Consider the following 13179-nt stretch of genomic DNA (forward strand, 5'->3'; position numbering starts at 1 on the left):
CCAGGCAAATCCCTGCAACATTGCCAGCACCTCCTCGGCTGGCTAAAGCGCTGAGAATAATAATAAGGTCCCAATATAATGAAATGGCTTATCACTTTCGGGGTTGTGGCGGTTGCTATCGCTGGTTTCGCCTACTGGTTTTTCTCGCAGCCCGGCCCGCGTCAGCTGGATATGGTCAACAATATCATTCCCGGTGACAAGGATGCGAAGCTGTTGGTGCGTGGTCAGATCTATGATGAAGAGCTGGGCCTTGGCCTCAATATCTGGGCACCGACCAAGGCGTCCGACAAGCCCTTGCCGGTTGTTGTGTTTATCTATGGCGGTGGCTGGCGTGCCGGATCGAAGGATGAATATGCCTTTGCCGGACGTGCATTGGCCCATCGCGGCTATATGACAGTGCTGGCGGACTACCGGCTCTATCCTGACACCAAGTTCCCCGGATTTCTGGAGGATAGTGCCAAAGCGGTCGCATGGGTACATGACAATATTGCCGAGCATGGCGGCGATCCGGAACGGATATTTCTGTCGGGTCAGTCGGCGGGCGCGTATAATGTCGCGATGCTGGCACTTGACCGGCAATGGCTGGGCCGGCTCGGCAAGACGCCGGACCTGATCAGGGGGGTTGCGGCGCTGGCCGGGCCTTATGATTTTTATCCTTTCAAGACCGAGACGACCAAGAACAGCTTTGGTTCTTACCATGTCCCGGAAATGACGCAGCCGGTAAATTTCGTTCGAGCTGATGCCCCGCCGCTTTGGCTGTCGACTGGCGTGGATGATACCCAGGTCAAGCCGCGGAACAGCCAAACCCTGCGGGATAAAATTCTCGAGGCGGGGGGCGATGCGGAATATGTTGAATATCCCGATATGGATCATCTGGAAATCATGATGGCGATCTCCAAGCCTTTTCGCAACAAAGGCCCAGTGCTTGAGGACATGATTGCCTTTTTCGAAAGCCGTCGATGACGACCGAAAATATAAGTGATGGCATCAGTGATGCCGGGACGCCTTCGTCTGCCGATGCTCTCGTTCTGGCCGGGAGCCGTCCGGGCGGCGATCCGATGGCGGACAGCCGGGGAATATCGGTAAAAGCGCTGATCCCTGTCGCGGGCAAGGCGATGCTGGCCCATGTCACGGAAACTCTGTTGGGCCACAAGGCGATTGGCAATGTGCATATGCTGGCGCAGGATTTTGCGCCTTTCCGGGCCGATGCCGACACCAGCGGACTGGAAAGCAACCCGCGCGTGCTGGCGCAGACCAGTAGCGCGACCATTGCGACATCACTGGATAAGGTTCTGGACGAAGAGGATACGCGCTTTCCGGTGCTGATTACCACGGCTGACAATGTGCTGCTGAGCGTGCCGATGATTGACGATTTTTTGAGTGCAGCGGAAGATACGGATATTGCGATTGCGGTTGTCGAAAAGCAGGTGTTGCTGCACCGCTACCCGGCATCCCGGCGGACCTGGCTAAAATTGCGAGGTGGTCATTATAGCGGGGCGAATCTTTTCTATTTCGGTTCCCCGAAAGCGCGGCAGATATTGCGCTATTGGGCCGAGGTCGAACAGGACCGCAAAAAGGGATGGAAGATTTTGACGATATTCGGGCCTTGGCTTTTGTTTCTGGCGGTGACCCGGCTGCTGACTGTTGATCAGCTGGCGGCGCGGGTCGGCAAGAAGCTGGGATTGGCCATTAGAATCGTGCCGATGGCGCAGGCAGAGGCCTGCATTGACGTTGACAAGGACAGTGACCTTGAAATGGTCGAGCAGATAATTGCTGCGCGGAATGAGGCTGCCAGCGCTTAACCTTTGGCCAGATTGCGCCGGGCGGCGACGCCAAAAAGAACGAGCCGGATAACCGCGGCGACCAGCATCGCACCGGCAGCGCCTGTTGCGCCGAAAAAATGCAGACCTACGAGCAGCATGGTGATGAACAAGACAGCAATGGTTGCTTGTAATATCAGGGCCGTGCGCGCGCCGCTGCCGGACAATAATGTCGGTTCATAAATGGCGCCAGCCAGATCGACAGACGCCGCAGCGGCGAGGAGGATCAACAAGGGATAGGCCGGTAAAAACTCCGGCCCGGACATGTAAAACAGGGCGGGTTGGCCGATGACCACGACGATCAGGATGACGGTTCCGCCGGTCATGAACAGCATCCGGCTGGCCTTGCGGAACAGGACCTTCATGGCCTCTGCGCCCTGCTGCGCGCGCATCAGGTTGACCTCGGCAAATATTGCACGGGACAGCAGCACCGATATCTTGGTCATCGCGACGCTCAGCTGGCTGGCGAGCCGGTACAGGCCCGCAGCCGTCGGCCCGACAAAATAGCCGACGATCAGCAGCGATATATTCTGGGATAGTCCGGCCAGGGTCGAACCGAGATTGGATATCAGCAGAAACTCGCCAATGCCTCTATTCTCCCGCGCCGCCCGCTTTACGCGAAACAGATTGCGAGGGGACATGATGTCGCGGCTGTTCCATGCAGCGAACAGCCAGTAGCCAATGGCATGGATGACTTCCGACAAGGCCCAGACGGCAAGAAAGTTGACCAGCCTGGGGTCGGTGAACCAGACAATCAAAGTGCCGATCAGGCGGACCGTCGGAATGATTGCTTCGGCATAAGCGGCGAGATCAAAGCGGTTTTCCACCCGCAATATGCCCGTCGGGGTTGATTTGATGGAGAGCAGCATGACCAGGGCAAAGATCAAAGCATTTTGTGCCAGTTCCTGATCCCAACCAAAAAAGGGTGCCAGCCAGCCCACCGCAAAATAGGCCAGGATGCACCCGGCCACTGCTCCGGCAATGTCGAGCAATGTGCACAGCCCGACCAGTCGCCCGAATTGCTGCCGGTTTTCCGCACCCTTGATGTTGCGTGCACCAAAGCGGATGACGACTTGCCAGGTCTGAAAAGTGACGATCAGGGCGATGGCCTGCGCAGTTCCGGTGATCAGCGCAAACTGGCCAAAGCCCGCGACGCCCAACGTGCGGGTCAATATCGCGAGGTAGAACAGGCTCAGGATGCCGCCAAAGCCTTTGCCGCCAAGCAGCCAGCCGGTATTCTTGATGATCCGGCGGATACCGGTTTTCTCACCATTGGGCTGTGCAGGTTCGATCACCGCTTCCTCAGCCATGGTCAGACAGGCATCCGAACGCATATCTGCAACCGGCTGTTACAGGATTGAGCTTTGATGGCCATCGTTCTAAGTGTCTCCCCACACCATCCCTATCCCGATAAAGGCCAATTGCCAACATGATCGACAAAGTAATAATCCTGAGCGCAGGTCAAGGCTCGCGGCTGTTGCCGCTGACCGCTGAGCGCCCCAAATGCCTGATCGACTTTTCGGGCAAGAGCCTGATCGCATGGCAGATCGAAATGCTGGCGGCCGGCGGGGTGAAAGAATTTCATGTCGTGACTGGCTTCATGACCGACATGGTCGAGGCGGAACTTGAGGCGCTGAAGCAGGCGGGCAGGGACATCACGATCCACTTCAATCCGTTTTTCAAGGTCGCCGACAATCTCGGCAGCTGCTGGATTGTGCGCGATGTGATGGATGGGGATTTCATGATCCTGAACGGAGATACACTGATCTCGCCGGAGATTATCGAGACCGCTCAGCAAACCGAGAATTGGCCGATTACGGTGACGGTTGATATCAAAGATCATTATGACAGCGATGATATGAAAGTATCTCTGAGCGGCGATCGGCTGACAGCGATAGGCAAGACGTTGACGGCTGAACAAAGCGATGCGGAGTCCATCGGCTTTCTGGCTTTTCGCGGAGAAGGCGGAGCGATGTTCCGGGAAAAGGTACGCGACGTCATGCGCACACCGGCGGGCGTGGAAAACTGGTACCTCAAGATCATCGATACGCTGGCACCCACCGAGAAAGTCGGCACTGTGTCTATCCAGGGCCATGACTGGGCGGAGGTCGATTTTCTGAATGACGTGGAAACGGCAACCGCTCTCACTGATCAATGGCTGGCCAAATTCGGCTAGTCGGGAAAGCCTGATCTGATCCAGGTCGCCATGGCCGAGATTTGGTCATCCGACAGTTTGACGGCATCACCAAGGGCTGGCGGGCCGGGCCATGACTTGTCTTCGAAATCCTGACCCATCCACTCGCGTTCTCCCTCATAGCGGGGAATCAGGTGGAAATGGACATGTGGATCAACCATCATCAGCATCAGCCAGTTGAGTTTCTGATGCGATATAAGCTCTTTCAAAGCCGACGACACATCAGCGGTTACTGTTTTCAGTTCGGCGAAATGATCGTCCGACAGATCGCCAAAATCCGTTGCGTCCGATTTGGCTGCGACAACCAGTGAGCCTAAAGTTACCTGCGCCGGGCGGAGCAAAACGACCCAGTGATCATAGTCCTTTACCAGCGTCGCGGGATATCCGAATTTTTCGATGGTATCGTTGATCATCCGTCTATCCTTGCTCTTGCTCCAGCCATGAAACAATCTGTCCGCCACGTATTTTTACGAGCCAGGCCTGCATTATCTGAACCATATGCACCGCGAGGGAGATTAATGTCCACCAGGCAACGGCGATGAGGCCGATGTCGGGACGGCCAAAAATCAAGGAAACAAATAGTAACACCATATTGGGATTGCGTCTGGCGGTGATCAGGCGGAACCATGAATCCATCGGGCGCCAGACGTGGATATGCTGGCCGAAAGCGCGGATGAAAATGCCTTCAATAACCCGCTGCAGGACATAGCCGCCCAGAATGACGATCAACGCGAGGCGGAGTTGATCTTCGGGCAAAGCAAGCCCCACCGCACCAAGACCAAATGCCCATGCGACCCACCAGAAGGGTGGGTGAACCAGATCAAGCCCGTGATCAAAAATATTCCCCCAAAAAGAGGATGTGATGGTGCAACGCGCCAGCTTGCCATCCACTGTGTCGAGCACCATGAAAACAAAACCCGCGGCCATGCCGGACCAGAAATGGCCGTAATAGAACAGGAACGTCGCAGCGACACAGCCTATCGCCCCAATGCCCGTGACCATATTGGGGGTCATTCCAAGCCGGGCCGCCAGACGCGTGAGAACCAATGCCAGTTCCGGCCAGAGATATTTGGTGAGAATGTCGGTAACGCCTTTATACGCACCGAAATAGCTTTGCCGCTCGATATCCTTCACCGTTTCTGCATTAAGTTCCCGGACAAACGGTGTTTCCAGTTTGCGTAGCGAGGCATTGTGAATTTGCGGTTTGTCACGATATTCCATGACTGTCATTCCGGCTGGCACTGTCAAAGCCGCAAGGGCTTGTGCATCTTCCTCGCTGGTGAGATGCGCGAGCACCGGAATGCCGTCAAAAGTAACTATGGTTCCCGGATTGTCATGAACGTGCTGAATCCACTGTGGATCAAAAGCAAATGTCATGTTTATCCATAGACTACCGCTGATATTACCCTGCAATTTTTCGACCAGGCGGCGTCCCCGTTCCGCGTTGGTCATTCCCCATATCAGCGTGTCATTTTCGCCATGCAGCAAAAGAGTCACACCGTTTTTGGTCTGCATATGATTTGTTCCTGTCGTAATTTGGGTGATTTGGGCGTTATCTTCGTAAATACCAGTGATTTGTATGCGTTAGCAGAAAAATGGGGCATTTTAGAATCGAAAAAGAGGCAAATCGTGCAAATCGCAAGAGTGCGAGCGTTTATCAAAATTACCAGCATCATATGTTTTGTTGGTTTTGCACGGCCTAGGGGTGATTTAGCGGCATATTTCAGGCATTGAGTTTGCCGAGAAACTGGCTATGAAAGGCGGAGCATAACCGACTACCAACGCGACATCTATTATTTCGCCAACACAAGAGAATATTGATGGCAACCTTTACGCTTCCGAAAAACAGTAAAATCCGTAAGACCGGCGAAGTGCATGAGGCGCTGAGTGGCGGAAAGGCGCGCGCGTTCAAAGTCTATCGCTATGATCCGGATAGCGGCGAAAACCCGCGCTATGACACGTTCAAGATCGATACGGATGACTGCGGGCCAATGGTTCTCGATGCGCTGATCAAGATGAAAAGCGAACAGGATTCTACCCTGACCTTCCGCCGGTCATGCCGCGAAGGCATTTGCGGGTCCTGTGCAATGAATATCGATGGTAAAAACGGCCTTGCCTGCACCACCGCGATTGAGGATTGCGGCAAGGAAGTCAAAATAACACCGCTGCCACATATGGAAGTGATCAAGGATCTGGTCCCTGATTTTACCCATTTCTATGCGCAATATGCATCCATCCAGCCGTGGCTGAAAACGGTAACGCCGACGCCTTCCGGCAAAGAACGGCTGCAGTCGCCCGAAGATCGTGCGAAACTCGACGGCCTTTATGAGTGCATCCTGTGCGCTTGCTGCCAGACCAGCTGCCCAAGCTATTGGTGGAATAGCGACAAGTTCCTTGGCCCTGCCATTTTGTTGCAGGCCTATCGCTGGCTTGCCGATAGCCGGGATGAAATGACCGGTGAGCGGCTTGACGAGCTGGAAGATCCCTTCCGTCTCTATCGCTGCCACACGATCATGAACTGTGCCAATGCCTGCCCCAAAGGTCTCTCCCCCGCAAAGGCCATTGCCGAGATCAAGAAGATGACGGCCGCGCGCGAAGTTTAAGAAGCATTCTTACAGGCCGTATTGCAATCATCACCGCGGCTCTGAACAGTCTGCAGAACATGAATATGGTGGGCATGAGGAGTGGCAGATACTCCATCCTTACATTTTGGCGGGAGCGGTTTTCCCGAACGCCATTTGCGCGATATATTGGAAGCGCGCGTCCATGCGGTTCCGCCGGGCGGAGAGATGGTCTGGACCACCTATTACTTCCGTGATCGGGAACTGGCAAAGGCTCTTGTAAAGGCTGCAGAGCGTGGTGTGCAGGTCCACATCTTTATGGAAGCCCAGCCGCGATATGCTGGCGCGAATGACGATGTTATTGCCATTCTGAAAAGCAATATGCATTTGCCAGGTTTGACATTGAACCTCTGGGACTCGGCCGTGCCGAAAAAGCTGGCGGCGCATCTGCACAGCAAGATTTACTGGTTCTCCCACCCTGTACCAACGGCATTTGTCGGCTCTTTCAACCCGTCAACCGATATACCGGAGGATGAAGCGATTGTCGCAGCCATTGGTGATCAGGACCGGGGCTATAATCTTTTGTTCGAGACCCAGGATGATGCGATTTGCGCAGGACTGAAAGCTTATTCGCTCGACGGGTTTTCTCCGCTGCAGCGTTTTCATAGCATGCAGAATAAGGCCATTCATGGTGATGCGCTGTCGCTCTGGTTCTTTCCGCGTATCAATAGCCGGATCGTGCATAATCGTCTGAAACAGGTGGGCTCAAACGCATGGATTTCGCTGGCCATGTCCCATTTCAAAGACGTGGAAATCCTCCGCCGACTGGAAGATGTAGTGCGCCGGGGCGGTGAAGTGCGGATGATCGTGCATCATACCGAGCGACGGGTGCCAGAAGCTATTGTCGCACAGGCACGTAAGGCGGGGATCAACATCCGCCGCTACCGCCACAAGGACGCGCTCCCGATGCATAGCAAATATCTGCTGATAGAAACCGCCAACAGGAAGGAAAGCTGGCTGGGGAGTTTGAACTACAACTGGCGCTCTCGCTATATCAACCACGAGATTTTGCTCCGATCGACAGAGCCGGATATTCAGGACGCGCTAGCCCGTAATTTCGACACTATCTTTAGTGAATGCACTAATCCGGAATAGGGCATGGTGACAGACGTTAAGCACAAGATATTAAAGGTCGATATTCCAGAGCGGCCAGATTACAGTGGCGGGATATGACCGAAGCAGACAGGAATTTTTTCACGAGTGATCCCGTTCCGGATCATCCCGGTTGGTATCAATGGAAATTGAAAGACCCGGAATGTTATAACAGCTTTCTGGGTCCCATGATTGTTCGCCGTGGTGGCGATGGTATCGCAGACAATATTGCGCGGGTCCGCATGTTCCCGGAACGACAGCACCGCAATCTGGGTGATGCCGTGCATGGTGGTACCATGATGGGTTTTATCGACTGCGCCCTGTTCGCCGCGATGCGGGTGCTGGAAATCGGACCCTCGGGATTTGCGGTGACGCTGGAACTGCAAACCCATTTTATCGGCGCAGCGCGGATCGGCGAGCCGCTGGAGGCGCAGGTTGAGGTGGCACGGGAAACTGGCCGTTTCCTGTTTCTGCGCGGGCTGGTGGTGCAGGGCGACGGCAGTGAGAATATGGCCTCCTATACGGCTATCGTAAAAAAAGCACCGCAATGACAGGCTTTTACGCGCGTTATCAGGCGTTGATCGCAAATGGAGAGTTGAGACCCGACGCGGATCAGGACGCCTGCGCACAGCGCCTGTCCCAATTGCAGGAAGAGCTTGAGGCAGTTCCGCCACGTGGCAGCGTGCTGTGGCGGATGTTCTCGAAAAAGCCGAACGCGCCGCGAGGCATCTATATGTGGGGCGGTGTCGGGCGCGGTAAATCGATGCTGATGGACCTGTTTTACGATAGCCTGCAAATTAATCGCAAGAAACGCGCGCATTTTCATGAGTTCATGCTTCTCGTGCACGATATGATGCGGGCATGGCGGGAAGCCGATCCCGGTGATCCGATCCCCAATGTGGTGCGCGATCTGGCACAGGATGCCCGCTTCCTTGCCTTTGATGAAATGGTGGTGAACAACAGCGCCGATGCAATGATCATGTCCCGGCTGTTTACCGGTCTGGTCGAAGCGGGCGTGACCCTGATCGCGACCTCCAATCGACCACCGGTGGATCTTTACAAAGATGGCCTGAACCGTGAACACTTCTTGCCGTTCATTGATCTGCTCGAGAACCGGCTTGATGTCATCTCGCTCAACGGGCCGACCGACTATCGCCGCGAGCGGTTGGGCGGTGTCGACCTGTGGCATGTGCCCAATGGCGATGCGGCGACCAAGGCGCTGAGCGAGGCTTTTTTCCGGCTGACGGACTATCCACCGGAAGACCGCGCCCATGTCCCTTCCGAGGAACTGCCGGTGCAGGGCGGCCGGTCGATGCATGTGCCCAAAGCATTGAAAGGCGTCGGTGTTTTCTCGTTCAAACGGCTTTGCTCAGAGGCACGGGGAGCGCCGGATTATCTTGCCATTGCGCGACATTTTCACAGTGTCATCATCGTCGGCATTCCCGTGCTGTCCAAAGAGAACCGCAACGAAGCGGCGCGCTTTGTGACCCTGATCGATGCGCTCTACGAATATCGGGTCAAGCTGCTGGCCAGCGCAGATGCCAAGCCAGATGCGCTCTATCCCGAAGGCGACGGGTCATTCGAATTTGTGCGCACCGCCTCGCGGTTGGTCGAGATGCAGTCGGATGATTATCTCGCTCTCGGCCATGGCACCGGCGAGGCACTCTGATCTAAAGCAGACTCAAACTGTCGAGATCGAGCGCCATTTGTGCTGGGCGTTCGGCCATTGCCGCGAACATTCGGTCGCCCCGATCCGTTTGCTCAACATGCAGCGACGCATTGATGGCCATGATGAAGCCGGCAAAGGCATGACGGCGATATTCCTGCCAAAACTGATCAAAACCAAAGGGCAATCTCCGTTTCTCTTCACGCCGATAGAGATAGTCTTTGACCAATTTTTCCTCATGCTGGCGACGCATCGCTGGATCCGCAAAGCTGGTCCCGATCATATAGGCAACATCATTGGCAGGGTTACCGAATGTGCAAGTCTGCCAGTCCACCAAGGCAGCCAATTGTCCATCTTCATAAAAGAGAATATTATCCAGCCGCATATCGCCGTGCGTAATGGTCTGTTCGAGAGGTTCGTGTCCGACATAGGACCCGATCCGATCCACCAGTTGTTGGCCAATATCAAGTATCTCAGGCGAGAGCAGATCGGCGAATCGCTCTTTGAAAACGGGATAGCCATTGGTCAGGGTCTGCTCGGTAAACGCCACATTCTTTGCGGCATGATGCAGCCATGCAAATGTCTCAAAACCACCATCTGGCTTGAAACTGTGGAGGCCAGCAGCTTCTTCCAGAGTCGTTTCAACCTGAACAAGTGTTGCTCCTGCCAATTGATCGCCTTGCTCTGCCGGGGCCATGTCTTCCAGCATCAGGACAAATTCCTGTTCATTGTCGGCAATGGCAGCGTGGTAGCATTTCGGACATTTGACACCAGAGCCGCCAGCAACATCGCGGTACCATCCGACTTCCATATCATAGAGGTGAAAAATGGCTGCCGCACTGCGACTGATCTCGTCGGCGCTTGGACATTTGGCGATGAACGTAGACGGCCGCGTTAACTCATCATAGCCTTCTGTCCACTCGCAACGAAAGCGGAAGCTGTCACACACTTGCCCAGTCCCAACCGGTTTATGGGTAAGAGATGTCAGAGCGCCCGATGGCGCCCCAAAAACCTTCTCGACAAAGGCTTTTTCAAATTCTTCCGGACGGAGCGGGAATTCCGCGCTCATGGTGCGGGGTGCAGCAGATCGGTTAATCCGCTCGTCTTGTGGGGCCCAACAAAAAGCTGTTCGACAATGCCGATTCCGTCATGGCTGTTACCGCCGCTGGTCAGCACCGTATCACTGAGCGCCTGGATATGGATATAGAGCATGTCATGATCCGGCACATTGGCCAGATCGATCACATCATAGGCGGTTTCCAGCGGGCCATGGTCCATGCCGTGTCCCCATTCGGGGTGCATATAGCCGAGGCCGGACATATAGAAGGTCCTCGTCGCGTCTCCGGTGCGCGGGGTGATGGTCAGCGTGCCGTCCGCAGTTTCCAGGTCGAGCTGTTTCACCCGCCGGGTGCCGCTATGATAGCTGAGATCAAGGCTGGCCGGCTCAAATTCCTGTCGCGCACCTTCTATGGCATCCACCACACCGCGGCGGTTCCACGGCAAGCCTTCGCCATCATCATTGCTGTGAAAGAAACAGGCATGATCGTCGAAATTGAGCGGTGTCCAGAGCCACCAGAATTGCGGCAGGGCACCGGCTGGTGGCGGCTGCGATTCCGGTGAACCGACGGGCCGGATACCCCAGCTGCGATCCCGCGTGCCGCGATGGGTTTGGGGTGAGAGCGCGATCTTTTCGTCGCCGATCTGCAATGTCCCGGACCAGCCGCCATTCTGGGTCAGGCGGGTATAGTCCATGACCATGCGGGGCCCTTCGCGGCGGATGAAGCGCGGCTCCTCAATTGGCATGTGGCGCGCGGTGAAGCGGATATCGGCGGTGATCGGGCTGTCATTGTCAGTAACGATCAGACGCAATTCTTGCAGCGGCTCGACTATCTCTATCGTAAAAGGTCCAACGCTCAAATCCAGCCGCTCGCTGCCCATGCGTTTCGAGGCGCGCAGATTATGCTGCTGGCCGTCTATCGACACGCAGAAGGCCGCATCCATGATATCGAGCTGCGGATAGACGCCCAGGGCAGCGGCGAAGAAGATGCTGCCATCAGCGCTATAGCCATTAAAGAAATAGCGGTCGTAGAAATTCCGGTTATCCCCGGATACCGCTATTGGCTCCGGCGTCTGGTGCAGCGGATAGTCGTCACCTTTGCTGAGCATGCTCTCTCTCCCTCGCAGTCGGTTGGTTTGGCCCCACCGCCAATTTTTGATTGCTGCCACAATGCGCACCAAATTGACAGAGATCAAGGCGCCGTTTGCCAGATGGTGAAACAGCAAAGCTGGCCAGAATTAACAGGGCCGTATCGCGCAAGAGGAAAAGTCCATGTCCATGTTTTTAAAAACCATGATATTCCACATTTTTATCGGCTCGACTTTAATGGGTACTGCTGTAACGGCACTGCTTGTCATGGATCATGCAAGCAAGATGAGTATTTTGGTGGCTGCCTTGACGGCATTTGCGGTGGCCGGGCCTGTAAGTTGGCTGATTGCAAGGCGATTGCACTGAATTTTGTTCAGAAATACCTGCACGGTTAACGCAATATAGCGCGCTGTATTGCTACTGCGAACCAATTGCAAAGAAAGCCCGCATATTGGTGCTTTCTGCGGTTGAAATTGCCTGTGGATAAGCCTAATCCGACTCCATATCCTTTTTACGACTCTGATTTCAGGAGAATTTTTCCCATGGCCCGTAACAAAATCGCGCTGATCGGCGCTGGCATGATTGGTGGCACGCTTGCCCATCTCGCTGCTTCCAAGGAAATGGGCGATGTCGTCCTGTTTGATATTGCCGAGGGCATGCCCGCCGGTAAGGCGCTCGACCTCAGCCAGGCCGGACCGGTTGACGGGTTCGATTCCAACCTGAAAGGCACCAACGATTATGCCGATATTGCGGGCGCCGATGTTATCATCGTGACCGCTGGCGTACCGCGCAAGCCCGGCATGAGCCGCGATGACCTGCTCGGCATCAACCTGAAAGTCATGAAAGCTGTCGGCGACGGCATCAAGGCCCATGCGCCGGATGCTTTTGTCATCTGCATCACCAACCCGCTCGACGCGATGGTCTGGGCATTGCGTGAATTTTCCGGACTGCCACATAACAAGGTTGTCGGCATGGCAGGCGTTCTCGACAGCGCGCGCTTCCGTCACTTCCTCGCTGAGGAATTTGAAGTATCGGTCGAAGACGTCACCGCCTTTGTTCTGGGCGGTCATGGCGATACGATGGTTCCGGTACCCGCATATTCCACGGTTGCCGGTATCCCGATCCCTGATCTCATCAAAATGGGCTGGACCACACAGGACAATATTGATGCGATCGTCAAGCGGACCCGCGGCGGTGGCGGTGAGATTGTCGGCCTGCTCGGCAATGGCTCGGCTTATTATGCGCCAGCAACCAGCGCGATCATGATGGCGGAAAGCTATCTCAAGGATAAACGCCGCGTGCTCCCTGCCGCTGCGCATCTCACCGGCCAATATGGCGTCGATGATCTTTATGTCGGCGTGCCGGTCATCATTGGCAAAGACGGTGTCGAGAAAGTCATCGAGATTGAACTGAGCGATGAAGCGCAGGGCAATTTCAATGTGTCGGTCGATGCGGTGAAGGAATTGCTGGAAGCTTGTAAGGGGCTGGATAGCTCGCTGGCATAACGGTGAATTTGGACTTTTTACTTATCGGACTATCCGGACTTATGCTCGCAGGCTGCGGGATAGTGATGATGTTGTGGATAATGTACGTTATCACCCGTCTTGCCCATCAGTTTTCGGGAAATGAAATACCAAAGG

14 protein-coding genes are annotated in these 13179 nt (G+C 55.1%); 9 read left to right on the forward strand and 5 right to left on the reverse strand.

Annotation, left to right across the window (positions count from 1 at the left end):
• Positions 1-78 precede the first annotated feature (78 nt).
• Both AC6I9Z_RS04345 and AC6I9Z_RS04350 read left to right on the forward strand, forming a co-directional pair.
• The gene (locus AC6I9Z_RS04345) at positions 79-963 is read left to right on the forward strand and encodes an alpha/beta hydrolase (protein ID WP_461458558.1); all 885 of its coding nucleotides are present in this window, start codon (positions 79-81) and stop codon (positions 961-963) included.
• Positions 960-1802, forward strand: a complete 843-nt coding sequence (locus AC6I9Z_RS04350; protein ID WP_461458556.1) for a nucleotidyltransferase family protein — start codon at positions 960-962, stop codon at positions 1800-1802. Before AC6I9Z_RS04345 ends, AC6I9Z_RS04350 begins: the two co-directional genes overlap by 4 nt.
• Here AC6I9Z_RS04350 and AC6I9Z_RS04355 read toward each other — a convergent pair.
• The gene (locus tag AC6I9Z_RS04355) at positions 1799-3154 is read right to left on the reverse strand and encodes a lipopolysaccharide biosynthesis protein (protein WP_461458554.1); all 1356 of its coding nucleotides are present in this window, start codon (positions 3152-3154) and stop codon (positions 1799-1801) included. The genes AC6I9Z_RS04350 and AC6I9Z_RS04355 overlap by 4 nt on opposite strands.
• A 95-nt stretch (positions 3155-3249) precedes the next feature.
• Here AC6I9Z_RS04355 and AC6I9Z_RS04360 point away from each other — a divergent pair, with 95 nt between their 5' ends.
• Complete coding sequence (locus AC6I9Z_RS04360) at positions 3250-3996, forward strand: phosphocholine cytidylyltransferase family protein (RefSeq protein WP_461458553.1); 747 nt, start codon at positions 3250-3252, stop codon at positions 3994-3996.
• On the opposite strand, the gene AC6I9Z_RS04365 is transcribed toward AC6I9Z_RS04360, so the two are convergent.
• Together AC6I9Z_RS04365 and AC6I9Z_RS04370 are read right to left on the reverse strand one after the other, a co-directional pair.
• Positions 3993-4424 carry an HIT family protein gene (locus tag AC6I9Z_RS04365; protein ID WP_461458568.1) on the reverse strand — a complete coding sequence of 144 codons (432 nt, stop codon included), beginning with the start codon at positions 4422-4424 and terminating at the stop codon, positions 3993-3995. The two genes, AC6I9Z_RS04360 and AC6I9Z_RS04365, sit on opposite strands and share 4 nt — an antisense overlap.
• Positions 4425-4431: 7 nt before the next feature.
• On the reverse strand, positions 4432-5529 hold the full coding sequence (locus AC6I9Z_RS04370; protein WP_461458551.1) for a CDP-alcohol phosphatidyltransferase family protein: 1098 nt from the start codon (positions 5527-5529) through the stop codon (positions 4432-4434).
• 305 nt (positions 5530-5834) lie between these two features.
• Here AC6I9Z_RS04370 and AC6I9Z_RS04375 point away from each other — a divergent pair, with 305 nt between their 5' ends.
• The 4 genes from AC6I9Z_RS04375 to zapE all read left to right on the forward strand — a co-directional run bounded on the left by AC6I9Z_RS04375 (position 5835) and on the right by zapE (position 9396).
• Positions 5835-6617, forward strand: a complete 783-nt coding sequence (locus tag AC6I9Z_RS04375) for a succinate dehydrogenase iron-sulfur subunit (protein WP_461458549.1) — start codon at positions 5835-5837, stop codon at positions 6615-6617.
• Positions 6618-6698: 81 nt separating this feature from the next.
• Entirely contained in the window at positions 6699-7730 is a 1032-nt protein-coding gene (locus tag AC6I9Z_RS04380) for a phospholipase D-like domain-containing protein (protein ID WP_461458547.1), read from the forward strand.
• 74 nt (positions 7731-7804) lie between these two features.
• A complete protein-coding gene (locus AC6I9Z_RS04385) occupies positions 7805-8278 on the forward strand; it encodes a PaaI family thioesterase (protein ID WP_461458545.1) in 474 nt (157 codons plus the stop codon).
• Positions 8275-9396 carry a cell division protein ZapE gene (zapE, locus tag AC6I9Z_RS04390; RefSeq protein WP_461458543.1) on the forward strand — a complete coding sequence of 374 codons (1122 nt, stop codon included), beginning with the start codon at positions 8275-8277 and terminating at the stop codon, positions 9394-9396. The genes AC6I9Z_RS04385 and zapE overlap by 4 nt, the downstream gene beginning before the upstream one ends.
• A gap of 1 nt (position 9397) precedes the next feature.
• Here zapE and AC6I9Z_RS04395 read toward each other — a convergent pair whose 3' ends face one another.
• Together AC6I9Z_RS04395 and AC6I9Z_RS04400 are read right to left on the reverse strand one after the other, a co-directional pair.
• Positions 9398-10462, reverse strand: a complete 1065-nt coding sequence (locus tag AC6I9Z_RS04395; protein ID WP_461458541.1) for a phosphotransferase — start codon at positions 10460-10462, stop codon at positions 9398-9400.
• Positions 10459-11559: an Rv3169 family protein gene (locus AC6I9Z_RS04400; RefSeq protein WP_461458539.1), complete on the reverse strand. Its 1101-nt coding sequence runs from the start codon at positions 11557-11559 to the stop codon at positions 10459-10461. The genes AC6I9Z_RS04395 and AC6I9Z_RS04400 overlap by 4 nt, the downstream gene beginning before the upstream one ends.
• A 163-nt stretch (positions 11560-11722) precedes the next feature.
• Between AC6I9Z_RS04400 and AC6I9Z_RS04405 the strand changes: the two genes are divergently transcribed.
• Both AC6I9Z_RS04405 and mdh read left to right on the forward strand, forming a co-directional pair.
• Positions 11723-11905, forward strand: coding sequence for a hypothetical protein (locus AC6I9Z_RS04405; protein ID WP_461458537.1), 183 nt, complete (start codon positions 11723-11725; stop codon positions 11903-11905).
• 176 nt (positions 11906-12081) lie between these two features.
• On the forward strand, positions 12082-13044 hold the full coding sequence (mdh, locus tag AC6I9Z_RS04410) for a malate dehydrogenase (RefSeq protein ID WP_461458535.1): 963 nt from the start codon (positions 12082-12084) through the stop codon (positions 13042-13044).
• Positions 13045-13179 lie beyond the last annotated feature (135 nt).

The sequence above is a fragment of the Parasphingorhabdus sp. genome, from assembly GCF_059726685.1.

Bases quoted from the DNA above. Each gene is read 5' to 3' on its own strand.
- AC6I9Z_RS04395 (WP_461458541.1), bottom strand. From the start codon at position 10,462: ATGAGCGCGGAATTCCCGCTCCGTCCGGAAGAATTTGAAAAAGCCTTT.
- zapE (WP_461458543.1), top strand. From the start codon at position 8,275: ATGACAGGCTTTTACGCGCGTTATCAGGCGTTGATCGCAAATGGAGAG.
- AC6I9Z_RS04385 (WP_461458545.1), top strand. From the start codon at position 7,805: ATGACCGAAGCAGACAGGAATTTTTTCACGAGTGATCCCGTTCCGGAT.
- mdh (WP_461458535.1), top strand. From the start codon at position 12,082: ATGGCCCGTAACAAAATCGCGCTGATCGGCGCTGGCATGATTGGTGGC.
- AC6I9Z_RS04350 (WP_461458556.1), top strand. From the start codon at position 960: ATGACGACCGAAAATATAAGTGATGGCATCAGTGATGCCGGGACGCCT.
- AC6I9Z_RS04375 (WP_461458549.1), top strand. From the start codon at position 5,835: ATGGCAACCTTTACGCTTCCGAAAAACAGTAAAATCCGTAAGACCGGC.
- AC6I9Z_RS04355 (WP_461458554.1), bottom strand. From the start codon at position 3,154: ATGCGTTCGGATGCCTGTCTGACCATGGCTGAGGAAGCGGTGATCGAA.
- AC6I9Z_RS04400 (WP_461458539.1), bottom strand. From the start codon at position 11,559: ATGCTCAGCAAAGGTGACGACTATCCGCTGCACCAGACGCCGGAGCCA.
- AC6I9Z_RS04360 (WP_461458553.1), top strand. From the start codon at position 3,250: ATGATCGACAAAGTAATAATCCTGAGCGCAGGTCAAGGCTCGCGGCTG.
- AC6I9Z_RS04370 (WP_461458551.1), bottom strand. From the start codon at position 5,529: ATGCAGACCAAAAACGGTGTGACTCTTTTGCTGCATGGCGAAAATGAC.
- AC6I9Z_RS04405 (WP_461458537.1), top strand. From the start codon at position 11,723: ATGTCCATGTTTTTAAAAACCATGATATTCCACATTTTTATCGGCTCG.
- AC6I9Z_RS04345 (WP_461458558.1), top strand. From the start codon at position 79: ATGAAATGGCTTATCACTTTCGGGGTTGTGGCGGTTGCTATCGCTGGT.